This is a genomic window from Arthrobacter sp. Soil_C_60 (assembly GCF_057656375.1).
The window spans coordinates 356,248-380,541 of the sequence record NZ_JBDGKM010000001.1 but is presented as its reverse complement, the minus strand read 5'-3'; the positions used below and the strand labels follow the sequence as shown (position 1 = coordinate 380,541).

Here is a 24,294-nt window from a genome sequence, read left to right as displayed (position 1 = left end):
CTGGATCTTCAAGGCTTCTCCTTTACTGGCCGGCACCCGGGGCGCCAACATTCTTCGTTCCCTGCCCCGGCGAGGCCGGGGAAGACTTCAAACCTGGTGAGACCGCGTACTTTTGCACCATCGAGAGGATCAAATCGACAATCAGCGCCAGCACCGCAATCAGAATAGCGCCCGCAAACAGCCGGACGGGGTCGCTGACGGCTAATCCATCGATCAGATACCGGCCCAGCCCGCCCAGATTGATATAGGCAACGACGGCGACAGTCGAGATGACCTGCAGGACCGCGGCCCGGATACCGCCGAGCATGACCGGCAGCGCGTTGGGCAGTTCCACCCGCAGCAGAACCTGCCACTCGGTCATGCCGAGACCGCGGGCTGCGTCCAGCAGCTGCCGGTCCACCGCGGCGATGCCCGAGTAGGTGCCGGCCAGCAACGGCGGGACAGTCAGGATGACGAGCGCGTAAATGGGCGGCATCAGGCCCAAGCCCATCAGGATGACAAACAGCGTCAGCAGGCCCAGCGTGGGCAGTGCCCGCAGTGCGCTGGCCACTGAGACCACGGCGACCTTGCCCCTACCGGTATGCCCCACGTACATGCCCGCCGGAATGGCGATCGCCGCGGCGATCAGCAGCGTCAGGACCGTATACCAGAGGTGTTCCCCCAGCCGGGCCGGAATTCCGGCGGGGCCGGCCCATTGCGCGGGGTCCGCGAACCACAGACCAACCTGGTCAAAGAGATTCATGCAGCACCGCCGTTTCAGCCGCATCCGGTCGGCGCGCGGCACCGGTGCTGTCCCTGCTGCCGGAGTCGTCCCGGCCTGACGTCGCCGGGACCTGTTTGCGTCCGGCCCTGCGGTGCCGGTTCCAGGGCGTGAGCAGGTGCTCCAGGCCCACGAGGACAAAGTCCATCAGCAGCGCCAGGACCAGCGTCATCACGATCCCGACGACGATCTCGGTCAGGAAGTGGCGCAGCAGCCCGTCAGTGAAGAGCACGCCGAGATTGCGGATGCCGATCAGGGCGCCCACGCTGGCCAGCGAAATATTGCTGACCGACACCACGCGCAGGCCGGCAAACAGGACGGGCACGGCCAGCGGCAGGTCCACGGCGAAGAACCGGCGGAACGGCCGGTATCCCATGGCCACGGCGGCTTGCCGGACGCCGTCGTCAATCGACTCCAGTGCGTCCACGACGGAGCGCACCAACAGGGCGACGGCGTAGACGGTCAGGGCGACAATCAGATTGGCCGTGTCCAGAATCCTGGTGCCCAGGATGACCGGAAGAATGACGAACAGGGCCAGGGACGGAATGGTGTAGAGCACCGAACTGGCCGACAGGATGACGCTGCGGACCGCCGGAATGCGCCAGGCCAGGTAGCCGAGGGGTATCGATATCAGCAAGCCCAGCACCAGCGGCAGCACCGACTGGTAGAGATGGTGCCCGGAAAGCTCCAGCACAAAGGGCAGATTGGCCAGGAACCAGTCCATCAGCCGCGGCGCTCCGCGTCCAGCCGCTGCAGTACCTCGCCCGCGTCAACCAGCCCTGCTACCTTGCCCGCGGCGTCCACTGCCACGCCTTGGCCGGAGGGAGAGGACAGCGCAGCATCCAGCGCCTGCCGGAGCGAACTGCCTACGGTGAACAAGGAGCCGCCGGTGACCATGGCCGCGGATGCGCGCTGTCCGGGCGGCTGCCACCCGAGGGGAGCACCGCCGTCGTCGGTTATCAGCAGCCAACCGTCGGCCGGCGCAGACGCCAACGTCCCAGCCGTCGCGGTGACCGCAGGCTGCAGCGGCAAGTTCCGGGCGGAGGCAAACGAGAGCGAGCGGAATCCGCGGTCCCGGCCGACGAACCCGGCAACGAAATCATCCACCGGCGCGCGCAAGAGCTCCTCCGGCGGCGCGTACTGCGCCAGGCGGCCGCCGGTGGCGAAGACCGCCACCTTGTCCCCGATAACCGTGGCCTCGTCGATGTCGTGGGTGACAAACACGATCGTTTTCGCCAGTTCCTGCTGCAACCGCAGCAACTCCTGCTGCAGTTCCGCGCGCACCACCGGATCCACTGCGCTGAAGGGCTCGTCCATCAGCAGGATCGGCGGATCCGCGGCGAGCGCACGTGCCACCCCCACCCGCTGCTGCTGGCCACCGGAGAGCTGCGCCGGGTAACGCTTGCCCAGCGCCGGAGAAAGACCGACGACGGCGAGCAGCTCCTCGGCGCGGATTCTCGCCTGCCGCCGCGGGACACCATTAAGGCGGGGAACGGTGGCGATGTTGTCCAGCACGCTACGGTGCGGCAACAGACCCGAGGACTGCAGCACGTAGCCCATTGAACGCCGCAGCGCAGCAGCGGGCTGCTCCGAGACGTCCTGCCCGTCCACCAGGACGGTTCCCTCAGTGGGCTCCACCATGCGGTTGATCATCCGCAGGGACGTGGTCTTGCCGCAGCCGGACGGACCGACAAACACGGTGATGGCACCCCGGTCGATCTCCAGGTTCAGGTCATGCACCGCCGGCTGCCCCGAAGCATAGCTCTTCGACACGTTGCGGAACTGGACCATGGGCGAGCTGCCGGGGCTGGCCAGCGGGGCCATCGACTGTGCTTCGGTCATCGTGTCTCGCTCTCTGTCCTGGTCGGGGAACCGATTTGCGGTACCGCCTCGGGACTGCTGACGGCCCGGCTAACGGCGGCAGGTTCCGCAGCCGGTTCCGCAAAATAGAGGTTCAGGCCGACGTCCACCAGGTCCACGCGGTCGAGTGCCGGCACCTCGTCCAAGGGGACCCACTTTGCCTGGTCCGTGGACCCCTGGAGCTCGTGCGTTAAATCACCGCCCGTCACCGTAGCAGCGTAGACAATGCGCAGAGCGTGCAGCGGCACATTCCCGCCGTGCAGCCGCCGATCTGCCGGGATGAACTTACTGTCGACGCCGAGCAGGCGGCCCAGTTCCACGGTGTAGCCGGTTTCTTCGGTGATTTCCCGCAAGGCCGCCGTGGGAGCATCTTCCCCCGCTTCAAGCCCTCCGCCGGGCAACGTCCAGCGCGGGGTTCCGGATCCGGTCCAGCGTGCCAGCAGCACGGCATTCTCCTGAACGATCACGCCGTAGGCGCCGATGCGGGTATCGAAGGACATGCCTTTCAGTCTATGCGGGCTTCATCCTGCGCCCCAGAAGCGCCGGGCCGGGTTTGGCGATGAACCCGCAGCTATACTTTCGGCAACGTATCTTTAGCGACCCGAGCGTTGCGTCCGGGGCCAGCGGGGACTACAACTGAATGCATGGGGATCAGGCCAGCAAGGCATCGCGCGGACCCCGTCCCGCCGGATTGGAGCGTGGCTATGCCCGCCATCGAGCGGCGGCTTCTGGAAGTCCTCGCTGCCGCCGGGCCGGACCCTGCCGCAACGCCGGCGAATCCCCGTGACTGCCTCGACCGAGCCTATGAAGCGGCCTACGCAGAGGACCACTACGGGGCGGTTACCTTGGCACGCCTGGGCCTTGAGCAGGCTACCGAATCCGACACCGACACCGTGCTGGCGTTGTATTCGGTCCTGATAGCCGTTGCCCAGATCCAAGACCAGGCTTGGGACGCCGAGTACTATCTGGCGCAACGGGTGGACCGGCTGCGCCGTGCCGGACGCGATGTCCAAGCCTCCGTCGAGGCAGACCTCGGGACGGTCCTCTTCCGCGAAGCGACCGCCGCGGAACTGCCCGTGCTGGAAGCGGCGTTGGAGCAGCTTGAGGCGACCAAGGCCCCCGTTGGCGTCCTGGCCGACGTCAAACTGGCCATCGCCGTCGCGCATTCGCAAAAAGGGGTCCGGTCCACGGCGATCGCCCTGCTTGAGGACGCGGTGGAGGGCTATTCCGCCGGCGAGCGCACCGACAGTCTCGCCGGGGCGCTGATGTATCTGGCGCACACCTACCTGCAGATGGACCAGCCCGGGCAGGCCGTCGCCGCGGCAGACCGGTTGCTCGCCATTCCGGCCAACCGTGCCCTGGCGGCCTCGATGTGGCTGCTGAAAGCCAACCTCGCCAACACCGGGGAGCACGACGACGAAGCCATCGAGTATGCCCTGACGGCCCTTGAGCTCTACGCTGCCTGCGGCGTCCGCAAGGGTGCCATTTCCGCCGCGGTCGTCGTGGCACAGCTGTGTGCTGCCGCCGGGGACGCGGAGAGTTCGGTACTGGCCTGGCGCGCGGCCGTGCAGCAGGCCGAACGCGGCGAAGTCCAGGAGGAACTGACGCTGCGCCTGGCGCTGGGCAACCAACTGCTGGAGGCGGAGGAGTATGAACTCGCTGCCCAGGTGCTGGGCAAGCTGCTCCAGCGCCAGCGGCTGACCGATGCCCCGCACTCGGACAAGGCCCGCACCCTGATGAGCCTGGGACATGCACACCGCCACGCCGAACGCACGGCCGATACCCTGGACTGCTGGCGCGAGGCAGTAGCCGAGTTCACCGGCGGCGGAGAGTACGGCGAGGCTGCACGGTCGCTGCTGGCCATCGGCACCTTGCTGTCGCGGGAAGACCATGACGCGGACGCGATCGTCTGTTTTGAGGCGGCCGTTGCCGCCGCCCGCAAATCTTCCGACGACGCAGCAGCCCTGCCACAGGCTCTCCACGCTCTCGGCCACGCGATGTGCGAAGCCGGCGACCAGGATGGCATCGCCCAGCTGGACGAGGCGATCCGGCTGGCGCGGGACTACGGGGCGCACTGGTACGAGGCGGACTACAGCGACACCAGGGCACGCGGGCTTTGGGCCCTCGACCATGGGCCGGCTGCCGTCTCCGCTGCCCTGCAGGCCGCGGACCTGTACTCCGCGGCGGACGACGCAGCTTCGGCCGGCAACTCCGAGCTTTTCGCCGCGCACGTCCTGGCGGAGCTTGACCGTCCCGCGGACGCGGTGCCGATGTTCCGGATGGTGCTGGCCCAGCCCGAGGTCAGCCGGATGCTCCGGGTGGCTGCCAACCTCGGGCTGTCATCCGCCCTGGACTCGCTCGGGCGCAAGGATGAAGCCGAGGAGGCACGCCGCGCGGCGGAAGAGGCAGCCGACAACTGACGCCGCTTCTCATATTCGTCTCATCTTGCGTCGGAATACTTGAAGCATGCAGCGCGCGACCATCCGTTATGTGCTCACGGCCGTTGCCATCGTGCTCGGCATGGGGCTGGCAGGCTATGCCGTGGCGAGCACTCTCCGCAGCCCGGACCCCTCCGACCTGGGACCGTCGATAGTATTCACGCCCTCCCCTTCGGCCTCCACGGCGCCGGCGGAATCGCCGGGTACCGGCTCCGGAGACGCTTCGGCAGAACCCGATCCCGATGCCGGACGGACTTCGAAGCCGGAACCAGAACCAGAACCAGAACCGGCACCTGATCCGGCACCGGCCCCGGCTCCTGCCCCCGGGCCACCGCCCGCGCCCGCACCTGCTCCTGCTCCTGACCCCGTCCCGGTACCGCCCGCACCACCGGTTGATTACGACGACGGCGACGACGATTTCGATGATGACGACGGCGATGACGATGACGACTAAAATCAACCTGATGATGACCGGGACGGATGTTTAGGCGCCTGGACGGCCTGTCCGTCCGCACCCGTGTCCTCGCGGCCGTACTCGCACTTTCCGCGTTGGGCCTCGCGGTAGCCGGCGCCGTGCTCTTTGGCCTCCAGCGCGGGCAGATCAATCAACGCATCGATGACTCGCTGAGACGGTCCGTCGAAGAGTTCGATACCTTGGCCGACATCGGCATCGACCCCGAAACGGGACAGGAATTCACCCGCGGCAGCCAGCTGGTCCGGACCGTGATGGCGCGCACGGCACCGGCGGAGAACGAAGGCATGGTTGGCATCGTTAATGGACAGGTTGCGCTGACCGCCAACAACTCGGTCCAGCTGCGGCTGGAAAACGATCGCGAACTCATCGACAAGGTCGTGGCCCAGCCGGAGACTCAGCGGATCATCCTCACCTCCATCCAAACCGAGCAGACCACTTACCGGGCCGTGACCGTACCTGTCCAGCTCTCGTCGGATCCCACCCACAGCATATTCTTGCTGGCCTTCGACTACGATGCGGAACTCGAGGAGCTCGGCGACAACTTCCGGACCTACACGCTGATCAGCCTGGCCGCGCTTGTACTCATTTCCGGCGTGGGCTGGCTGGTGGCCGGAAGGTTACTGGCACCTATCCGACTGGTGCGGGAAACCGCCCAGAAGATCACCGAAACCGATCTGTCCCGCCGCATCCCGGTCAGCGGGCACGATGACCTCTCCGAGCTTTCGCAGACCTTCAACGAGATGCTGGACCGGCTCCAGGGCTCAATGACAGCCCAGCGCCAACTGCTCGACGACGTCGGACACGAGCTGCGTACGCCGATCACCATTGTCCAGGGGCACCTGGAACTGCAGGACTCACGCGATCCGGAAGATGTTGACTCCGTCCGCGCTATTGCCCTCGACGAACTGGACCGCATGCGGCTGCTGGTTGATGACCTTGTTACGCTCGCGGGCGCCGAACGCCCCGAATTCGTCAAACCCCGCCCGCTGGAGGTCGGGCAGTTGACGGATGATGTGCTGGACAAAGCCCGCACACTGGGCGACCGGCGGTGGGTTGTCGACTCCCGCGCCGAACATATGTGGAGCCTTGATCCGAAACGCATGACCCAGGCCTGGCTGCAACTGGCTGCGAATGCCGTCAAGTTTTCCCGGACAGGTTCGACCATTGCCGTCGGATCCCGTGCCGTCCCCGGCGAACTGCGCCTTTGGATCCGCGACGAGGGCACGGGGATCGCCCCCGAGGACCAGAGCCGGATCTTCGAGCGCTTCGCCCGCGGCGCCAACGGGACCAGGGCGGAAGGATCCGGACTGGGATTGACCATCGTCAACGCCATCGCCCATGCCCACGGCGGGACCGTTGAACTGGCCAGCGCGCCCGGACACGGTTCCACTTTCACTATCGTTATCCAAGAACGCGAGCCCGAGCAGGAGGATCCAGTATGAGCCAGATTCTGGTTATCGAAGACGAGGACAGGATCAGTTCGTTTGTCGCCAAGGGCCTGAAGTCGGCCGGCTACGTACCTACTGTTGCAGCCACGGGCCGTGAGGGCTACCATCTGGCCATGACGGGTGATTTCGAGTTGATCGTGCTGGATCTCGGTCTGCCGGACCAGGATGGTTTTACGGTGCTCCGCCGGATCCGCGAGGCCAGGAACGACACTCCGGTCATTATCCTGACCGCACGCAGCTCGGTCGACGACACCGTGGCGGGCCTCGAAAACGGTGCCGATGACTACATGGCCAAGCCCTTCCGCTTTGAAGAGCTGCTCGCCCGGGTGCGCTTACGGCTGCGGACGGAAGCACCGACGTCGGATATGAGCACTCTCAGCAGCGGAAACCTGCAGCTCGATCTGCGCACCCGTCGTGCCACCATTGACGGCAAAGAGATCGACCTGTCGGCCCGCGAATTCGCTTTGGCTGAAGCCTTCCTGCGCAACCCCGGCCAGGTCCTCAGCCGCGAGCAGCTCCTCTCACGCGTCTGGGGCTACGATTTCGATCCCGGCTCCAATGTGGTCGACGTCTATGTGCGCTACCTGCGCAACAAGCTTGGGGCCGAGCGCTTCGCCACCGTACGGGGCATGGGTTACCGGCTGGCTGCGGACAGCTGAACCGCTTCGGCCGCAAGCCGCTCCGCGATGGCCAGGCGCTCCAGTGCGTCCTGCTGCCAGCCTTCACCCTGGCCAAAGGTCTTGGCGCCGGCTACCAAGGACAAAGCCACTCCGGCGGAGCGGGCTCTCAGCCCTGCCGGATCAACAGCTTTGTCAAAGGCGGCCAGGTAGCGCTCCGTTGCCTGCGGTACGTGGATGTATCCCTCATGAACAGCCGGCAGTACCGCCAGATGGCCGATGAAGCAGGCGAGATCATCGATCCGGTAGCCTGGCCCCAGCGAGTCCACGTCCAGCACGCCCGTGACCGTGCCGCCGTCGATCAGCAGATTCGCTTCGTAAAAGTCGCCGTGCGTTGGTACCAACGGACCAGGCTTCGTCGCCGCCAGCACCTTCGAGATCTTCTCCTCCAGGCGGAAAATCCGTTCCTGCTCCAGCGGAAGAGCGGCCGCGGCCGCCCGCGCGTAGTCTGCCGCGCGTTCGGCCCATGCCGGGCGGCGCGAAAGCTTCATCACCCCGGCGGGCAACCGGTCCAGAAGCTCCAGCAGGGTGTCGGGGGCTAGTTGCGACGCACCGTCATTCATCAGCGCTTGGGCCAGCGGCGTACCCTGGACCTCACGCAGCAGCACAACGCCGATAGCCGGGCCGGGTATCAGCTCCGGCGATGGCAGCCCGGCCTCCGTGAGCAGCCGATGGCGCCGCAACAGCGCGTCGGCCTTGTCTGGGCGTACAACTTTAATGAACACGCGCGATGCTCCCTGCGAGGCTTCCAGCACAGCCCGGCGGAGCGGACGGTAGTTGATCATCCGCAGATCGACGTCTCCGCCGCCGAAGGCGGCGCGTGCCATGGCGGCGGAATCACAGGCTGTTGCCAACCCGGTTAACACCGGATCCGCGGGATACAGCCAAGCGGTCAACGCAATGTTTCCGTCATCCAGCCGCACCACGGGAACGCCGCTATCCGGAACCATCGAAGTGCTGACGCAGACGTACTCGGTGCGAACAGTCCCGTCAGGGATCCGCACGTCCACGCTGTAGATCCCGGTCGCTCCGGCGCCCGGCCGATGTTGCAGCTTGGCCAGTTTCCATCCTTGGATGCTCGCGCCGAGGGTGCCGACCGCGAGTTCCAGCGGCTGTTGCATCTTCATGCTCTCCAGCAGGTCGATGCCATCGGTCTCGGCCCGCATCAGGTCGCGGCTCGGAGCGTTCATACTCCTTTTCATATCATCCCGCTGCAGGAACGGCTCCCTCCGGCCGGAGAAAGGCAGAAGGCCCGCCCCTTGCCGGAGCGGACCCTCTGATCGCCAGTTGCCAGTGCTGCGGACTTCACGCCCGGCGCCGCTGCAGCACTGCGTCCAGATTGATCTTGCCCGGCTGGGGCGCCGCTTCCTTGGCAGCCGGAGAGGTACCGTCCTTCGCGGCGACCGGCAGGTCGGTCTTCGGAGCCACGGCGGCCTGTTTGATCGGCGTCTTCGCCGTCGGCTTTTTCACTTCCGGGGCCGGCAGCGGTGCGGGGGCCGGCCGTTCCGCTTTGGCCGATGCAACATAGGTGGGCTTCGGCACTTCTACGGGCTGCCAGGTGGGACCGGATCCAGGCGCGGAATTCGCTGCGCTTTTTGATTCAGCTTCGGCCGCAACTTTGAGTGCCTCCGCGCGGAGTTCCTCCGGCGTCAGGCGCCGTGCTTCGGGCGCGGCAACCGGTTCCTGCTTTTCCGAACCGGACGCTGCTGCGGCGTCTGCTTCGGCCGCCGCGTCGAAAAGCACCGTTTCCCGCTGCGGAAGTGGTGAGAGATGGTGGACCGGCGGATTCATCGCTTCTTCAAAGGCCCTGTTCACGCGGGCGGCTGCACGGCGGCGCCGGTCACGGCGCACCAGCCCGCGCAGCATAAGAACGACGGCGGCGACAGCCAGCAGTGCGACCCCCGGGACACTGCCCGAGACCACGCCGAAGAGGGCCAGTCCCCCGCCGACGACGAAAGTCAGCAATGCGCCGGCTCCCACCAGGGCCAGAGCAGTACGGCCGTAGCGGATGTTCAAGGGCGCGGGCGCACGTTGCTCCCGGACAGCGCCCTCCGGGCCAACGCGCTCAGGCCCGGAGGCGGCGCGGGCTGTTCCGGAATGGGCGTTATTTTCCATGATGATCCCCTGAGCTGCACTGCCTGTGGCCGTGACGGGTCCTGAGTCGAATGATATTCCCTGGCCCGGAAGTGCCTCGGCCAGCGTTGCGGTTCCAAGAAAGCGAAGTAAGTACGGTCCTACCCAGACAAGCCAAAGCCCCACGATCACTACGAAGATCACTGAGCTTTGAATGTCCACAATCAAAACCGTAGAAGCTAAAACATGCCGGATGCGGTATTAGTCACGGTGTGTCGGCGAAAGTCACCGGAAATTGATAAACCAGCAGGTCAGCACGAACGTCCGCTACTTTCGAGCCAGCCCGGAAGAAGTCCGTCCGGAACTTCCTCCGCAGTCAGCGCGAATGACCTGTGATCGGCCCATGAACCATTGATGTGGAGGTAGCGAGGGCGCAGTCCTTCGTCCCGGAAGCCTAGTTTTTCCACTACCCGCAAGCTGGCGGAATTCTCCGGACGGATGTTGATTTCCATCCGGTGTAGCCCCAGGGCGCGAAAGCAGTGGTCCGTGGCCATTGCTACCGCCGTTGGCGCGATGCCACGACCGGCCGAAGCCTGGTCCACCCAGTATCCGAGCGTAGCCATCATGGCCGATCCCCAGACGATGCTGGACACCGTCAGCTGCCCGACGATCACCGGTGCCGGCCGGTCCGGCTGGACCTCGGTGATGATCCACGGCAGCGCTGTTGCCAGCTTCGCCTGCCGGTTCAGCGATCGAACCATCTCGGCAAACTGCGGCAAGGAGCCGTTGGGATCCGGATTGGAGGCTTCCCAAGGGGCGAGCCACGCCGCGTTCTGCTGGCGCAACTGCAGCCACTCGCGCTTGTCCCGACGGGAGATCGGGCGCAGCGCCAAATTACCGCATTCAACTCTGACGGGCCAGATGGCCGAACTCAGCACCGCCGCCAGCCTGGTCTCAGCCCTGTGCGCCTTCGGTGAATTCCTTCAGCCAGGAGCGCAGGTCCTCACCGATGTCGGCGCGTTCCGAGGCGATGGTCACTACAGCCTTCAGGTAGCTCAGCTTGTCACCCGTGTCGTACCGCCGTCCGCGGAAGATCACACCGTAGACGCCCCCGCCTTCGCCTTCACGGGACGCGAGCGTCTCCAGCGCATCGGTCAGCTGGATTTCGCCGCCCCGTCCGGGACCGGTCTCTTCCAGCACGTCGAAGACCGACGGGTGCAGTACATACCGACCGATGATGGCCAGGTTCGAGGGAGCCTCTTCCGGCGACGGCTTTTCAACCAGCCGGTTGACCTGCACGCAGTCGATGCCGTCCATCTCGCTGACGTCGGCACAGCCGTAGGCACTGATCTGCGCGGGCTCGACCTCCATCAGTGCGACAACGGATCCACCGGTCTTCTCCTGGACGTCGATCATCCGGCGCAGCAGCTCATCGTTTTCGTCGATCAGGTCATCGCCGAGCAGCACGGCAAACGGCTCGTCGCCTACGTGCTGGCGGCTGCGCAGCACGGCATGCCCCAGTCCCTTGGGATCGCCTTGGCGCACGTAGTGGATATCAGCCAGGTTCGACGCCTCGCGTACCAAGGCCAGCTTGTCGAGGTCACCCTTTTCCTCGAGGACGAACTCGATGTTGGGCACCCGGTCGAAGTGGTCTTCCAGCGGTCGCTTATTCCGTCCGGTAATCATCAGGATGTCCGTGATGTCCGCGCGGACCGCTTCCTCAACCACATACTGGATGGCCGGTTTGTCCACTACCGGCAGCATCTCTTTGGGCATGGCTTTGGTTGCGGGCAGGAAACGGGTGCCGAGACCGGCGGCCGGAATGACTGCCTTGCGTACGGTGCGATGAGACTTCATGGAAATAAGATTACCCATCCGCGGCGTCAAAATATGAATTAGCATGACAGCTGCCGCCTCAGTGCATTCGACGGCGGCAACGACCCCTTCGAACAAGGATTGCCGTGACACCTCTGGATAAAGACTCCGCCCGTGCACATTTCCGCAAGCTGCGGCAGGATCTGCCGGAGACCGACCGGCGCGCGGCTGCCGAACAGCTGGCCAACCATGTCATGGCGGGACTTGAAGCGGCCGGAGCGGAACGCGGCAGCACCGTTGCCGGCTATCTCTCAACGGGCGCGGAGCCCTCCACCGAACTGCTGCTGCCTGCTCTGACCCGGGCCGGCTATCGCGTGGTCGTCCCGGTCTGCGAGCCGGAGTACCAGCTCAGCTGGGTGCAGTGGTACGACGGCGTGGAGCTGGTCCGCAGTCCACGGGCCTGGGTCTACGAGCCGGTCGGGGAACGGTTGCCCTCAGCCATCATGGCCGATGTTCCGCTGATCCTGGTACCCGGCCTGGCGGTTGACGCCGATGGCAACCGGATAGGCCAGGGCGGCGGTTACTACGACCGGTTCCTGGCAGGGGTCGCCCGGCTGCCCGAGCAGCCGAAGGAAGTCGGGGTCTTTTACCCTCACGAGGTCGTCGCTCCCGGCAGCTTCGAGGTCACTGAACTGGACGCCCCGCTGGACGGAGCTGTGACGGCAGAGGGCTGGATATGGTTCGGCCCCGGGACAGTGTAGAATTAGCACTCGGAACTATCGAGTGCCAGCCCAGCGGGTGGCCCCGGATGTGTTCCCCGGGAATTTTCAGGAGGATTCAAGTGCCCACGTACGCCTATGCCTGCAAAGATTGCAGCCACGCTTTCGAGATCCAGCAGTCCTTCAGCGACAACTCGCTGAGCGTTTGCCCTGAGTGCAGCGGCAACCTGCGCAAAAAGTTCAACAGTGTCGGCGTCGTTTTCAAGGGTTCCGGCTTCTACCGGACCGATTCACGCGATACCAAGAGCACCAGCACGGTTCCGGCCGCCGGCAAGTCCGAAAGCCCGGCGTCGGCACCGGCAGCAGCACCCGCACCGGCCGCTGCCGCCCCCGCTGCCAGCTAGCAAGCTCCCTTAGCACTACGCCACCCGGGGATGCCACGGCTCCCCGGGTGTTCTGCGTCCGGTGACGTTCCTTTCCTCCACAACAGGAACTACCGCTGCCCCCGTGCACAATCTGCCGCAAGCCCCTGCTCCGCTGGCTCCCGGCGTCCTTACTGTTGCCCTATGCAGCATTCACCCCGGGCGACCCTCCCGCTCCTTGTCCGGCGACTGGTCAGGCGCCATTACCGTTTGATCGCAGCCGCGCTGCTTTGTGCAGCCGCCGGACTCACCGTCCACGAGCTCACTCCGGCCCCGCTTGAGACCGTCCCCGTGGTCACAGCAGCCGCGGACCTGCCTGCGGGAACCATCCTGGCCGAATCGGATCTGGTGACCGGCAGACTTCCCGCCTCGGCCGTGCCCTCCGGATCAGCTGCTTCGGTCCACGACCTGGCGGGAAAACGGCTGGCCACGGCGATGCGGGCCGGTTCCCCTGTCCTGGATACCTCCATCGTCGGCCCCGGCCTCCTGGCCGGCAGCCCGCCGGGCACCGTCGCGGTTCCGGTCAGGCCCGCTGACCAATCGACAGTGCAATTGCTCAGCCCCGGGCAACGGGTGGATATCGTGCTCAGCACCGGCAACGGTTATGAAGAACCGGCAGCCTCGGAAGTACTGGCAAGCGACGTACCCGTGCTGTGGAAGGCCGGGAACACCACCGACAGTTCCGGACTGCTGGGCCGCCAGGAAAGCGAAGGCCTCGTGGTGGTGGCAGCATCACCGACCGAGGCCACGGCACTGGCAAGCGCGTCGAGCCGGGGCAAGGTCTTCCTGGTACTTGTGGGTTAGGCGTCAGCCCCAGTGGGGCGGGCGCTGTTCCTTCAGCCAGGCGTCCCGGTCCTCACGGTTGTCGCCCCAGGCACTCGGATCGTCCTCTTTGGCCCGGTCCGGGATGGCGCTGCCGCGAAGCGCCGCCGCAGCAGCCTTCCGTGTTTGCGGTTGCTGGTCCTGGGGTTCCGCCTGGGTTGCGGCGCCTTCCGTGGCGTCGGCGGAACTGTCCGTTCCGCCTGACTGCCGGTCCGCGGAACGTTCCCCAGGCTTGTCGTCCTTGGCCACGTGCCTCCCCGTTCCTTCGTGATCCGGATCCTGTAGTCCCAAGTATCCTCCGATCAGCTGCGCGCACTTCTCCGGGTCGGCAAAAACTTCGATGGTCCACAGCGTCAGCGGACGCCAACCGAGCCGCTCCAGCAGCTGTGGCCGCAGCCGGCTGCGCTCGCGCACACTCATCTTCCGGTACTGCGGTGTGCCGTCCGACTCCAACGCCACCGGCAGGGTCGGATGGTGGTCTCCGGGCAGCTGCAAGGGGTCTGCCGCCGCGACAATGTCCAGGATTCCCCGGTAGTGGTCCTGCACCTGCGCGCCCCGGCTGCGGATCCGCTCGACCAGATCCGCGACGAGCGGATCATCAATCCCGGCAGTGGCAGCCGATACGGTTACCCTGCCTGTGCCGAGCTTGCGGTTGATCAGTTCATAGAAATCGATGGCCCCATGGCTCAGCCGTTCGGGGTCAAGGTCTTCAGGGCGGAAACATGTGAGCACCCGCAGCGAACGCCGCGCCCGCGTCATAGCCATGGCGAACCTGCTCCGGCCATCCGGCTCCGACAAGGGACCAAAGTTATGCACTGCCCGGCCATGCGGCGTGCGCCCGTAACCAAGGGAAAAGACGATGTCGTCTCGGACCAGCCCGGAGGACCGCTCCACGGGAACCACGCGGAAGGAATCCTCCGCCCGCTTGAAGAACTCCGAAGCCGCAGGATAATTGGGCATTTGCAGACGGATCGCCTCGGCCACGCGTGCCGCATGGCGGACGGTGGAGGTGATCACGGCCAGCGAACGCTGGGGCCGGTGGCGTGCGTGTTCAAAGACCAGATCCACAACCCGGTTGATTTCCGCCGGGACGCTTTCAACGCCCTCGTGGCCGGCACCGGGCAGGCCTGTTCCGTCCGGCAGGTATTCCACCACGAGTCCGTCACCGCCGGTGATTTCGCAGGCGGACGGGAGCCGGGTGAGGGCGCCGTCGTAAAATTCCTTGCTCAACGACTGCGCCAGTTCCATATCGACCGCGCGGTACAAGGTGGTCAACGGCAGTACCGGCAGGACGCGCGCCAGCGCGTGGTAGCTGCTGATCACAGGATCCGCCTCGGTGCCGGGCGCCAGGTCACGCTTCCGGTCCACATTGACTTCAAACGGTTCCGCCGTGCCCAACTGGCCGTCGCCGAAGGCGATGACCTGCTCCGCCCGCGCCATGGCTCCGATCGCGGACTGCAGGCTGGTGGCTTCGGCGTCGAGAATAATGACGGCGTCGAATCGTTTCTCGGCCGGCAGTACCATCGGCAGAACCAGCGGAGAGGCCGCCCAGACAGGCATCAACGACGACACCAGCTGGCCCGACTGCTCGCTCAAGGACCGCAGGGTCGGTTCGGACGTCTTGAGCATCTCCCGCAGCCGCTCCGCCGCCTTGGCCTGGCTCTTGATGGCGTGCCGCCAGTTCTGGGCCAGCTCCCACCGCAGACGTGCCGCGCCGGACGCGATATGGGCGTTATCGGCCAGCCGGTAGACCGCTTCCAGCTTGCGCAGGTTGTCGCCGTCGGACATGGCCAGGTAGTCGTCGCCGCTGATCATGGCTTCCAAGGCCGACTGCCACCAGGCAAGGTCCAGTTCGGCGCCGACATTCTCGGTAGCCACTTCACGCTCGGCCAGATCATCCAGCAGTTCGCCCAGGCCGTGCTCGCGCATCTGTTCCAGCAGCAGGGTCCGCTCCGGCAGGTTCACCAGCGTCTCGCGGTCGGCCGCCAGTGCTTCCAGCCGCTCCACCAATGCGTCCTGGTCCAGGTCGGCCAGCAGCACGCCGTCCGCCGGTTCCACCAGGAGCCCGGAAAGCTTCTGCAGCTTCTTGTGGATGCCGAGGTAGAAACTGTTCAGCTCCGCCAGGCCGGACGGCACCGACGGGTGACGCTGCGTGGTGGCGTATTCGGCCCACTTGCTGCGCTGCTGCTGCACGTCTGCCAGCGACTCGTGCAGGTCCGAAATGTGAACACCGGGACGCACATATTCCTTGGCCACCCGCCGCAGCCGGGACCGGGTCATGGAGCTCATTTCGATGCCGCGCTCGCGCCGCCAGCCGGAAGAGGCCGTTGCGGAAATCAGATCCGTGACCGGCCGGTCGAAAATGTCCGGCGTGAACTTGTCCAGGCTGCCGCGCACGGCGACCAGCAACAGGAGCTGCTGCCCCCATTCGCGGAAGCTGGTGCCCAGGGAAATCTGGGAATGCTCCGCCACCCGGTTCATCTGCTCGCGCAGCTTGGGGATGTCGCGCGCAAGGTCAACAGAGAGCTGGTGGGCATCTTCGGTTTCCTTGCGGTTGAGCAGCTTGGCGCCGAACCACGGGCTGTTGGTCGAGGACTTGCTGAAACTGCCCAGTTCCGCCGCGCGGCGCAGCCGCCCGGTCAGTTCCGCCCGGTCTGCGATGCTGTCCAGCACGGAGCGCTTGAGCCGGACGGTGGTGGCCGGGGCGGGATCCAGCGAGGTGAGCTTGGCCAGCGACTGCATGGCCTGGTACGGCGAGCAGTTCCAGCGCTTGCGGACGTTGTGCAGCGACTGCACATGGTCCATCAGCTGGTGGCGGTGGTCACTGAGCGTGGTGTGCAGTTTTTCCAGCTGCGGCGCCGTGGCCTGCTCATTGCGCATGATGGCCCGGACCAGCTGGTCCTTAAGCTGCTGGCTGGTGATGTTGGCGTTCAGCTGCAGCACCAGGGAGCCGAGCTTGAGCTCGTCGAGCTGCTTAGCGAACTGGTTCAGCGTGGTGCGCCGCTCCGCGACCACCAGGACGGATTTGCCTTCGAAGGCCAGCGTCGCCGCGGCGTTGATGGCGCTCTGGGTCTGGCCTGTCCCCGGCGGGGCGGAGACGACCACCGAGTGGCCGCTCTGGACCAGATCCAGGACGTGCTGCTGGGCCGGATCCGCGTCAAGCACCAGGAACTCGTCCTGCGGTGCGCGCTCGTCCAGCGGCGGCAGGTCCACCTCGGGCACGGGCACGTGGTAGCCGGTTTCCGGATCCAGATCTGCCGCCATCATGGCGTTCAGCAGCGGGTGCGCGGAATCCAGGGCGGAGGTATCGGCACTGTTCGCCACATCGGCGAAGGTGGAGACCAGCAGGTGATGCTCGATGGTCATGCTGCGCACGTCCTGGGTCAGCGACCGCAGCCGCTCCAGCACCGGATGCGGGTCGAACCGTGCGGTGCTGTACGCCAGCCGAGCCACGCCTTCGGGGTCGATGTCGACGCCCTGCTCGGCTACAAGGTGCCTCACCAGTGCCGGGTTGAGCCTGGCCTGGTCCGTGAGCTGAAGTTCGTAGTCATCCTGGCTGGGCCGGACCGTCAGCGCCACCGGGGTGAGCATGATCGGGGCGTTCAGTGTCTCGGACCGTCCTACCTCGGGAACACGCCAGGAGGCAGTGCCCGCCGCCAGATAGCCGACGTCGATGCCGCGCTCCGTGCCGAGCTCGAAGATTTTGGAACGCAGGCTGCGGGCGGTCTTCATCGCCGCCGAATACTGGGCGTGATCCCGCAGCAAGGTGGACAGCCGGGTGCGCCGGCCGGTCAGCAACTGGGCAAGACCGGACGGATGGGCATGGGTGAGGTCGATGCTGTTCGTCGAGGACGGCGCGAAGTACAGCAGGGTATCTGTTCCCGCGTGCTGGCCCAGCTGTTTCAGCCAGTGCGTCAGAATATCCTCGGCAGCCTCGTCAGTGCGATCGCGCGACACGGCTACTCTCTTTTCTTCACTCTCGGGCACAAGCCTTGACCAAATTGGCATGTGTCTCAAACTATCGGATAGGACATGGCAAACGGGTGACCGCAACGCTCCCCGGCAGAATTTGCCGGGGAGTTCACAGCTTTACCTGCTGCGAGGCTGCGGCCACCCGTCCGGGTTACTCCCACTCAATGGTTCCCGGCGGCTTGCTGGTGACATCGAGAACCACGCGGTTCACGCCGTCGACCTCGTTGGTGATGCGGTTCGAGATACGCGCCAACAGGTCATAGGGCAGCCGGGACCAGTCAGCGGTCATGGCGTCCTCGCTGGAGACGGGGCGGAGCACGATCGGGTGGCCATAGGTGCGGCCGTCGCCCTGGACTCCGACGCTGCGCACGTCGGCCAGCAGCACCACGGGCATCTGCCAGACTTCGTTATCCAGGCCGGCAGCAGTCAGCTCAGCGCGGGCGATCGCATCCGCCTTGCGCAGCAGCTCCAGGCGCTCGGCCGTGATGTCGCCGACGATGCGAATGCCCAGCCCGGGGCCGGGAAACGGCTGGCGGCCGACGATCTCGGCCGGCAGGCCCAGCTGCGCGCCAACGGAACGGACTTCGTCCTTAAACAGGGTGCGCAGCGGCTCCACCAGTTCGAACTGCAGGTCCTCGGGCAGGCCGCCGACGTTGTGGTGGCTCTTGATGTTGGCAGCACCCTCGCCGCCGCCGGACTCGACGACGTCCGGGTACAACGTGCCCTGGACCAGGAACTTGATGCTTTCGCCCTCGGCCGCGGCTTCGGCGATGATGGCGCGCTCGGCCTCTTCGAAGGCGCGGATGAACTCGCGGCCGATGATTTTGCGCTTGGTTTCCGGATCGCTGACACCGGCCAGCGCACTCAGGAAGCGTTCCTGCTCGTTGGCCACGTACAGGTTCACGCCGGTGGCGGCGACGAAGTCCCGCTCCACTTGTTCGGCTTCGCCTTCGCGCAGCAGACCGTGGTCCACGAACACACAGGTCAGCTGGTCCCCCACGGCGCGCTGCACCAGGGCGGCGGCCACGGCGGAGTCCACGCCGCCGGAGAGTCCGCAGATCACGCGCGAGGTGCCGACCTGCTCGCGGATACGCTCGACCTGTTCTTCGAGGATGTTGCCGGTGGTCCAGTTCGGCTCCACCTTGGCGCCCTTGAACAGGAAGTTCTCCAGAACCTGCTGGCCGTGGGCGGAGTGCTTGACCTCCGGGTGCCACTGCACGCCGTACAGCGCCTTCTCCTCGTTGGCGAAGGCGGCTACCGGGGCGCCGGCCGTGCTGGCGAGGACCTCGAAGCCGTCCGGAGCTTCGTGCACCGAGTCGCCGTGGCTCATCCAGGTGTTCTGCGTTTCCGGCACACCTTCGAGAATGGAGCGCGCCTGGCCCACCGTGGTGGTGTCCGTGGCCCCGTATTCGCGGAGTCCGGTCTGGGCGACCTTGCCGCCGAGGGCGTTGGCCATGGCCTGGAAACCGTAGCAGATGCCGAGAACCGGGACGCCGGCTTCGAACAGGTCGGCGCCGACGCGTGGTGCGCCGTCGGCGTAAACGCTGGACGGCCCGCCGGAGAGGATGATGGCGGCCGGGTTCTTGGCCAGCAGCTGCTCTGTGGTGTGGGTGTGCGGAACGATTTCGGAATACACGTTGGCCTCGCGTACGCGGCGGGCGATCAGCTGCGCATACTGGGCCCCGTAGTCAACGACAAGTACGGGCCGGTGGTCCGTGGCGGCGGGGGCTGGATTAGTCACCCACTAAGGATAGTCGCCGCGCGCGGCTGCTTGCACATTGGCCTGGCGGCGGCGCCGTCGGCGTACTGTTCCGGCTGTTCGGGATGCTCCGTCCGCGCAGGGCGTCCCGGCTGTTAACGCCAGCGGACGACGGCGGGTGGGTACCCGCCGTCGTCCGCTTAGGTTTGATGCGTTGAGGTTTAGCCGTTGGGTTTGCTTGCTGGCTTAGTAGCGCTTGGCGGCTTCGGGATGCTCGGCCAGGTCTTCTTCCACCTGCCGGTGGACACGCTTTTCCAGCAGGATCGAGAGGAACGGGATGACACCGCCCAGCGCGATCAGGATGAACCGGGTGAACGGCCAGCGCATCAGGGACCACAGGCGGAAGTCGGCGATCAGGTACAGCACGTACAGCCAGCCGTGGGCAATCAGGACGGCGATGGAGAGGTTGACGCCTTCCACCACCGAAGGTTCCGCCTGCGCCAAGCCGAGTGCAAAGGTCTCCCCGGTGAGCGTATTGGTGGCTCCGGCGAAGAGAAACAGGTTGAAGCCATAGCGCAGGATCATCTCCGCGCAGAGCAGCAGCAGCATGACGCCGGTGATGTAGGAAGTGACCTTGTAGAACGTCAGCGCCGAGCGGATCTGCGCGTGCGTGCCGCCGTAGCGCCGCTTGGCCGGACGGGCCTTGGCGGGAGCCTGCGGGGCATCCGGGTTCGGCTGGTTCACGTTATCTGTCACTTGCTTACCTCGTTGTTTTTATCGGTGCCGCCCTGAAGGCCGGCCAGATAGCGGGCCTCTTCGGCGGCGAATTCTTCGTCCTCGAGCGTCCGGCGGTAGTCGTCAGCGACAAGCCGCCACCAAAGGAAGATGGCGAAGCCGGCGAAGACTACCCACTCCACCGCGTAGAAGATGTTCATCCAGTTGACCGGCGTCTCCTGCGGCTGCGGGCCCACGACAACCGGCTCCATGGCGGTGCCGGCAGTGGCCGTGTCCAGATCCTCGCCCGCCACCGTAAAGTCCGTGCCGACCACAAAACCTGCATACGCCGGGGCGTTCCAGAGGTTGATCAGTTCCGCCACGGACAGGGTGGCCACTTCCCCCGCAGGGGTCTGCCCAGGCACCGGCGCTTCGGTCGGCAGCAGGCGTCCGACGACGGTCGCCTCACCTTCCGGTGCCGTCGTCGCGTCCGCCGGATCCGCCACCCAACCGCGGACTACGGGGATGAAAACGTCTTCGTCGTTCTGTTCGGGAGCACCGTCAACGGTAAACCTTGTGACTACCCAGTACCCTTCCTCGCCGTCCTGCAGCCGGGTCTGCACCAGCACCTGGTCCGCCGGACGGAACCGGCCGTCGAGGCTGACCATCTGGTCCGCCTGTGAGGCATGCATCGGGCTGCCGGGCTCAAAGACCTCGGTCAGCGGCTGGACGGTTTCAGTCTGGCCGGGAGGCGGCGGGGCCTCGCTTTGGGATGCAGAAAACTGCCACTGGCTCAAGAGTACAAAGACTGTCGAAACGACCAGTGCCAGCACTAACGCCGCGATCCAGCGGGGTTTGAGGGCAGTTTTCAGCACCTATTAACCCTACTTCGTGCCTCTGTAGAAAACGAATCTGCCTGCGCGTCCCGAAAGGCTTCCCCAGGAGCGGCGGTGTCTCAGGAATCGGAGAAGTCGATGGTGGAGTTGATCAGCTCGGCAATGACGCCCGGGTCATGGGCCCTGCGGAGCGACTCACGGAAGTTTTCTTTCATCAGGGACCGCGCCAGCGTGGCCAGCACCTCCAGGTGCTCCGAAAACGAGGCGGCCGGTGTTGCCATCAGCAGCACGAGGTTGGCCGGTCCGTCCACGGCACCGAAATCGAGGCTGTGGCCGAACTTCGTCACGCCCACGGCGATGGACGTGTGCTGCACGAACTCGCTGCGTGCGTGCGGCAGGCCCACGCCGCCGGGCAGGCCCGTGGCCAGCTGGTGTTCCCGGGCGTTGACCTGTGCCAGGAAACCGTCCAGATCCGAGATGCGGCCGGCTGCATGCAGTGTTCCGGCCAGCTGCGCGGCGGCGTCCTGCTTATCCACCGCCACCAGGTCCAGCAGCACCAGGGCCGGCGTGGTGAGATCGAGTTCAGGCATGCGCGTCAGTGCCTCCGTCCGTGTCCACAGCCGCCGCCTCAGCTGAGCGGAACAATGTCGTCCACACCCATGCGCGCACTGTCGGCGGAGATATCGTCAGGCTGTTCCTGGCTCAGCCGCTCGGCTTCCACCCGGGCAAGGTAGTGCTTGACTTCCCGCGCTTCCTGCGCATCGCTCCAGTTCAGCAGTGGCGCCATCAGGGCCGCTACCACGGGGGCGGCCGAGACACCGCGGTCCCAGGCTTCAATGGAGATCCGGGTACGCCGGGTGAGCACGTCGTCGATATGGCGGGCGCCCTCATGTGTGGTGGCGTAGACGATTTCGGCCTGCAGATAGTCATCCGCGCCCGGCAGCGGCTCGGCCAGTTCGGGGCTGCCGGTGATGATGTCCAGCACTTCATCCGTCATGGAGCCGTAGCGGTTGAGCAGGTGCTCCACCCGTGCCACATGGATTCCCGCACGGTCGGCCATGCGGCTGCGCTTGTTCCACTTTGCCTTGAAACCGGAGGCGCCGAGCAGCGGAACAATCTCCGTGCAGCTCGGCGGCACGCGTTCGTCCAGGGCACGTGCGGCTTCGTCCACCGCGTCCCTGGCCATGACCCGGTAGGTGGTGTACTTGCCGCCCGCCACCACTACCAGCCCGGGAACCGGATGCGCGACCACGTGTTCGCGCGAGAGCTTGGCCGTGTCGTCGTTCTCGCCGGCCAGCAGGGGCCGCAGCCCGGCATAAACGCCCTCCACATCCTCGCGGGTCAGCGGGCGGCTGAGCACCTGGTTCACGTGCTCGAGCAGATAGTCGATGTCCTTGGACGACGCCGCAGGGTGGGCCTTGTCCAGGTCCCAGCTGGTATCCGTGGTGCCGATGATCCAATGCCGGCCCCACGGGATGACGAACAGCACGGATTTTTCGGTCCGCAGGATCAGCCCCACGGTGGACTGGAAGCGGTCCCGGGGCACCACCAGGTGGATGCCCTTCGAGGCCCGCACTTTCAGCTGGCCGCGCTCGGTAACCATGGCCTGGGTTTCGTCGGTCCAGATCCCGGTGGCGTTGACCACCTGTTTGGCCCGGATGTCGAACTCGGTGCCGTCCTCCTGGTTGCGGACGCGCGCGCCGACCACGCGTTCGCCCTCGCGCAGGAAGTTGATGACCTTCAGCCGGTTGGCTGCATACGCCCCGTACTCCGCCGCCGTCCGTACGAGGTTGACTACCAGCCGCGCGTCGTCGACCTGGGCGTCGTAGTAGCGGATGGATCCAACGAAGGCGTCCTTCTTCAGGCTCGGCGCCGCCCGCAAGGTGCCGTGCCGCGACAGGTGCTTGTGGAACGGCACTCCGCGGCCGTGGCCGCTGGCCACCGACAGCGCGTCATAAAGCGCGACGCCGGCGCCCACGTAGGGACGCTCGACGAACCGTTTGGTCAGCGGATAGAGGAAAGGCACCGGGCGGACCAGGTGCGGCGCGATGCGCTGCAGCAGCAGGCCGCGTTCCTGGAGGGCCTCACGGACCAGGGCAAAGTCCAGCATCTCCAGGTAGCGAAGCCCGCCGTGGATGAGCTTGGAGGACCGGGAGGACGTGCCGGAGGACCAGTCCCGGGCCTCCACAATGCCGACGTCGAGGCCGCGGGTCACGGCGTCCAGCGCAGCGCCGGCGCCGACCACTCCCCCGCCGACAATCAGTATGTCCAGCTCCTGGTCGTGGTCCTGCGTGGCCCGCAGGGCGGCCAGGGCCTCCTCACGGCTTTCAGGACTCATGGCTCCGGAACTCATACTCAGTCAGCCTCCAGGCATCGGCGGATCACTCGTTTGATATGTACGGCGAGAGGACTACCTCGCACCGCTGGAACTCCTTCAGGTCCGAGTAGCCGGTAGTGGCCATGGACCGGCGCAGCGCGCCCACCAGGTTGGATGTGCCGTTGGTGTGGTGTGAGGGCCCGTAGAGCACCTCGGCCAGCGGGCCGACCGTGCCGATCCTGACGCGGTCACCGCGCGGCAGCTCGTGGTGGTGGGCTTCTTGGCCCCAATGCCAGCCGCGGCCTGGAGCCTCCTCGGCTCGGGCCAGGGCGGCGCCGAGCATGACGGCATCCGCGCCCATGGCGATGGCCTTGACGATGTCCCCGCTGGTGCCCAGTCCGCCGTCGGCAATCACGTGGACATAGCGGCCGCCGGACTCGTCCATGTAGTCGCGGCGTGCCGCGGCCACGTCGGAGATCGCCGAGGCGAGGGGCGAATGGATGCCCAGCGCGCGCCGCGTCGTCGTTGTTGCGCCGCCGCCGAAGCCGACCAGCACGCCGGCAGCACCGGTGCGCATCAGGTGCAGGGCGGGGGTGTAGCCCGCGGCGCCGCCGACGATCACGGGAACGTCCAGCTCGTAGATGAACTGCTTGAGGTTCAGCGGCTCGTGCTCGCGCGAAACGTGCTCGGCAGAAACCGTGGTGCCGCGGATCACGAAAATGTCCACGCCGGCGGCCAGCACGGTTTTGTAGAACTCCTGGGTGCGCTGCGGCGTCAGGGAGCCGGCCACCGTCACCCCGGCTTCGCGGATTTCGGCCAGGCGCGAGGTGATCAGGTCGGCCTGGATCGGAGCCTCGTAGATTTCCTGCATCCGCTTGGTGGCGCCGGGGCTGAAGTTTTCTTCGCTCAGAGCGGTGATCTCATCGAGCATCGGCTCCGGGTCTTCGTAACGGGTCCACAAACCCTCGAGGTTAAGCACGCCCAGGCCGCCAAGCCTGCCGACCGCAATCGCCGTGGCCGGCGACATGACCGAGTCCATCGGGGCGGCGATCACCGGCATGTCGAACTGGTAGGCATCGATCTGCCAGCTGACGGAGACATCCTGGGGGTCACGCGTGCGCCTCGAGGGAACAATCGCTACATCATCCAGGGAGTAGGCTCTGCGCCCACGCTTGCCACGGCCAATCTCAATCTCGTAAGTCACGGCTCTAGGTTATCCCACCACGGCGCGCAGACCGGGCCGGGGC

General features: G+C 66.0%; 22 protein-coding genes. 7 read left to right on the top strand and 15 right to left on the bottom strand.

The window, feature by feature from the left end:
* Window positions 1-22: 22 nt before the first annotated feature.
* Genes AC3A4M_RS01900 through AC3A4M_RS01885 form a run of 4 tightly spaced genes read right to left on the bottom strand, consistent with a single transcriptional unit; the run spans window position 23 to window position 3,120 of the window.
* Entirely contained in the window at window positions 23-742 is a 720-nt protein-coding gene (locus AC3A4M_RS01900) for an ABC transporter permease (protein WP_498733558.1), read from the bottom strand.
* A complete protein-coding gene (locus tag AC3A4M_RS01895) occupies window positions 729-1,484 on the bottom strand; it encodes an ABC transporter permease (RefSeq protein ID WP_498733556.1) in 756 nt (251 codons plus the stop codon). The genes AC3A4M_RS01900 and AC3A4M_RS01895 overlap by 14 nt, the downstream gene beginning before the upstream one ends.
* On the bottom strand, window positions 1,484-2,551 hold the full coding sequence (locus tag AC3A4M_RS01890; protein WP_498734078.1) for an ABC transporter ATP-binding protein: 1,068 nt from the start codon (window positions 2,549-2,551) through the stop codon (window positions 1,484-1,486). Before AC3A4M_RS01890 ends, AC3A4M_RS01895 begins: the two co-directional genes overlap by 1 nt.
* 47 nt (window positions 2,552-2,598) lie before the next feature.
* The gene (locus tag AC3A4M_RS01885; RefSeq protein ID WP_498733555.1) at window positions 2,599-3,120 is read right to left on the bottom strand and encodes an NUDIX hydrolase; all 522 of its coding nucleotides are present in this window, start codon (window positions 3,118-3,120) and stop codon (window positions 2,599-2,601) included.
* A gap of 204 nt (window positions 3,121-3,324) precedes the next feature.
* Between AC3A4M_RS01885 and AC3A4M_RS01880 the strand changes: the two genes are divergently transcribed.
* Genes AC3A4M_RS01880 through AC3A4M_RS01865 form a run of 4 tightly spaced genes read left to right on the top strand, consistent with a single transcriptional unit; the run spans window position 3,325 to window position 7,640 of the window.
* Window positions 3,325-5,040 (top strand): tetratricopeptide repeat protein, encoded by a 1,716-nt coding sequence (locus tag AC3A4M_RS01880; protein WP_498733553.1) that lies wholly within the window; start codon window positions 3,325-3,327, stop codon window positions 5,038-5,040.
* Window positions 5,041-5,086: 46 nt separating this feature from the next.
* The gene (locus AC3A4M_RS01875; RefSeq protein WP_498733551.1) at window positions 5,087-5,512 is read left to right on the top strand and encodes a hypothetical protein; all 426 of its coding nucleotides are present in this window, start codon (window positions 5,087-5,089) and stop codon (window positions 5,510-5,512) included.
* Between the two features lie 26 nt (window positions 5,513-5,538).
* Entirely contained in the window at window positions 5,539-6,975 is a 1,437-nt protein-coding gene (locus AC3A4M_RS01870) for a sensor histidine kinase (RefSeq protein WP_498733549.1), read from the top strand.
* Window positions 6,972-7,640 carry a response regulator transcription factor gene (locus tag AC3A4M_RS01865; protein ID WP_498635623.1) on the top strand — a complete coding sequence of 223 codons (669 nt, stop codon included), beginning with the start codon at window positions 6,972-6,974 and terminating at the stop codon, window positions 7,638-7,640. Before AC3A4M_RS01870 ends, AC3A4M_RS01865 begins: the two co-directional genes overlap by 4 nt.
* Here AC3A4M_RS01865 and AC3A4M_RS01860 read toward each other — a convergent pair.
* The 4 genes from AC3A4M_RS01860 to galU form a co-directional block, all read right to left on the bottom strand.
* Window positions 7,616-8,848, bottom strand: a complete 1,233-nt coding sequence (locus tag AC3A4M_RS01860) for an aminoglycoside phosphotransferase family protein (RefSeq protein ID WP_498733547.1) — start codon at window positions 8,846-8,848, stop codon at window positions 7,616-7,618. The two genes, AC3A4M_RS01865 and AC3A4M_RS01860, sit on opposite strands and share 25 nt — an antisense overlap.
* 115 nt (window positions 8,849-8,963) lie before the next feature.
* Entirely contained in the window at window positions 8,964-9,773 is an 810-nt protein-coding gene (locus AC3A4M_RS01855; RefSeq protein WP_498733545.1) for a hypothetical protein, read from the bottom strand.
* Window positions 9,774-10,042: 269 nt separating this feature from the next.
* On the bottom strand, window positions 10,043-10,666 hold the full coding sequence (locus AC3A4M_RS01850; RefSeq protein ID WP_498734077.1) for a GNAT family N-acetyltransferase: 624 nt from the start codon (window positions 10,664-10,666) through the stop codon (window positions 10,043-10,045).
* A 19-nt stretch (window positions 10,667-10,685) separates the two neighbouring features.
* Window positions 10,686-11,588 (bottom strand): UTP--glucose-1-phosphate uridylyltransferase GalU, encoded by a 903-nt coding sequence (gene galU / locus AC3A4M_RS01845; protein ID WP_498733543.1) that lies wholly within the window; start codon window positions 11,586-11,588, stop codon window positions 10,686-10,688.
* 104 nt (window positions 11,589-11,692) lie between these two features.
* Here galU and AC3A4M_RS01840 point away from each other — a divergent pair, with 104 nt between their 5' ends.
* The 3 genes from AC3A4M_RS01840 to cpaB all read left to right on the top strand — a co-directional run bounded on the left by AC3A4M_RS01840 (window position 11,693) and on the right by cpaB (window position 13,491).
* Window positions 11,693-12,307, top strand: coding sequence for a 5-formyltetrahydrofolate cyclo-ligase (locus AC3A4M_RS01840; protein WP_498733541.1), 615 nt, complete (start codon window positions 11,693-11,695; stop codon window positions 12,305-12,307).
* 80 nt (window positions 12,308-12,387) lie between these two features.
* Window positions 12,388-12,669 carry an FmdB family zinc ribbon protein gene (locus tag AC3A4M_RS01835; protein ID WP_264670724.1) on the top strand — a complete coding sequence of 94 codons (282 nt, stop codon included), beginning with the start codon at window positions 12,388-12,390 and terminating at the stop codon, window positions 12,667-12,669.
* Window positions 12,670-12,831: 162 nt separating this feature from the next.
* Window positions 12,832-13,491 carry a Flp pilus assembly protein CpaB gene (cpaB, locus tag AC3A4M_RS01830; protein WP_498733539.1) on the top strand — a complete coding sequence of 220 codons (660 nt, stop codon included), beginning with the start codon at window positions 12,832-12,834 and terminating at the stop codon, window positions 13,489-13,491.
* A gap of 3 nt (window positions 13,492-13,494) precedes the next feature.
* Here cpaB and AC3A4M_RS01825 read toward each other — a convergent pair whose 3' ends face one another.
* The 7 genes from AC3A4M_RS01825 to AC3A4M_RS01795 all read right to left on the bottom strand — a co-directional run bounded on the left by AC3A4M_RS01825 (window position 13,495) and on the right by AC3A4M_RS01795 (window position 24,251).
* Window positions 13,495-17,517 (bottom strand): DUF4011 domain-containing protein, encoded by a 4,023-nt coding sequence (locus AC3A4M_RS01825; protein ID WP_498733537.1) that lies wholly within the window; start codon window positions 17,515-17,517, stop codon window positions 13,495-13,497.
* A gap of 115 nt (window positions 17,518-17,632) precedes the next feature.
* A complete protein-coding gene (gene guaA, locus AC3A4M_RS01820) occupies window positions 17,633-19,222 on the bottom strand; it encodes a glutamine-hydrolyzing GMP synthase (protein WP_498731198.1) in 1,590 nt (529 codons plus the stop codon).
* Between the two features lie 204 nt (window positions 19,223-19,426).
* Window positions 19,427-19,924, bottom strand: a complete 498-nt coding sequence (locus AC3A4M_RS01815) for a DUF3817 domain-containing protein (RefSeq protein ID WP_074703308.1) — start codon at window positions 19,922-19,924, stop codon at window positions 19,427-19,429.
* Between the two features lie 8 nt (window positions 19,925-19,932).
* A complete protein-coding gene (locus AC3A4M_RS01810) occupies window positions 19,933-20,769 on the bottom strand; it encodes an SURF1 family protein (RefSeq protein ID WP_498733535.1) in 837 nt (278 codons plus the stop codon).
* 80 nt (window positions 20,770-20,849) lie between these two features.
* The gene (locus tag AC3A4M_RS01805; protein ID WP_498733533.1) at window positions 20,850-21,320 is read right to left on the bottom strand and encodes a PTS sugar transporter subunit IIA; all 471 of its coding nucleotides are present in this window, start codon (window positions 21,318-21,320) and stop codon (window positions 20,850-20,852) included.
* A gap of 38 nt (window positions 21,321-21,358) precedes the next feature.
* Entirely contained in the window at window positions 21,359-23,083 is a 1,725-nt protein-coding gene (locus AC3A4M_RS01800) for a glycerol-3-phosphate dehydrogenase/oxidase (RefSeq protein WP_498733531.1), read from the bottom strand.
* A gap of 28 nt (window positions 23,084-23,111) precedes the next feature.
* Entirely contained in the window at window positions 23,112-24,251 is a 1,140-nt protein-coding gene (locus AC3A4M_RS01795; protein WP_498733528.1) for a GuaB3 family IMP dehydrogenase-related protein, read from the bottom strand.
* Between the last annotated feature and the right edge of the window lie 43 nt (window positions 24,252-24,294).

What these genes read in the sequence shown, in the direction of transcription:
- AC3A4M_RS01900 (WP_498733558.1), bottom strand. Translation starts at nt 742, where the DNA reads ATGAATCTCTTTGACCAGGTTGGTCTGTGGTTCGCGGACCCCGCGCAA.
- AC3A4M_RS01895 (WP_498733556.1), bottom strand. Translation starts at nt 1,484, where the DNA reads ATGGACTGGTTCCTGGCCAATCTGCCCTTTGTGCTGGAGCTTTCCGGG.
- AC3A4M_RS01890 (WP_498734078.1), bottom strand. Translation starts at nt 2,551, where the DNA reads ATGGTCCAGTTCCGCAACGTGTCGAAGAGCTATGCTTCGGGGCAGCCG.
- AC3A4M_RS01885 (WP_498733555.1), bottom strand. Translation starts at nt 3,120, where the DNA reads ATGTCCTTCGATACCCGCATCGGCGCCTACGGCGTGATCGTTCAGGAG.
- AC3A4M_RS01880 (WP_498733553.1), top strand. Translation starts at nt 3,325, where the DNA reads ATGCCCGCCATCGAGCGGCGGCTTCTGGAAGTCCTCGCTGCCGCCGGG.
- AC3A4M_RS01875 (WP_498733551.1), top strand. Translation starts at nt 5,087, where the DNA reads ATGCAGCGCGCGACCATCCGTTATGTGCTCACGGCCGTTGCCATCGTG.
- AC3A4M_RS01870 (WP_498733549.1), top strand. Translation starts at nt 5,539, where the DNA reads ATGTTTAGGCGCCTGGACGGCCTGTCCGTCCGCACCCGTGTCCTCGCG.
- AC3A4M_RS01865 (WP_498635623.1), top strand. Translation starts at nt 6,972, where the DNA reads ATGAGCCAGATTCTGGTTATCGAAGACGAGGACAGGATCAGTTCGTTT.
- AC3A4M_RS01860 (WP_498733547.1), bottom strand. Translation starts at nt 8,848, where the DNA reads ATGAACGCTCCGAGCCGCGACCTGATGCGGGCCGAGACCGATGGCATC.
- AC3A4M_RS01855 (WP_498733545.1), bottom strand. Translation starts at nt 9,773, where the DNA reads ATGGAAAATAACGCCCATTCCGGAACAGCCCGCGCCGCCTCCGGGCCT.
- galU (WP_498733543.1), bottom strand. Translation starts at nt 11,588, where the DNA reads ATGAAGTCTCATCGCACCGTACGCAAGGCAGTCATTCCGGCCGCCGGT.
- cpaB (WP_498733539.1), top strand. Translation starts at nt 12,832, where the DNA reads ATGCAGCATTCACCCCGGGCGACCCTCCCGCTCCTTGTCCGGCGACTG.
- AC3A4M_RS01825 (WP_498733537.1), bottom strand. Translation starts at nt 17,517, where the DNA reads ATGCCAATTTGGTCAAGGCTTGTGCCCGAGAGTGAAGAAAAGAGAGTA.
- AC3A4M_RS01805 (WP_498733533.1), bottom strand. Translation starts at nt 21,320, where the DNA reads ATGCCTGAACTCGATCTCACCACGCCGGCCCTGGTGCTGCTGGACCTG.
- AC3A4M_RS01800 (WP_498733531.1), bottom strand. Translation starts at nt 23,083, where the DNA reads ATGAGTTCCGGAGCCATGAGTCCTGAAAGCCGTGAGGAGGCCCTGGCC.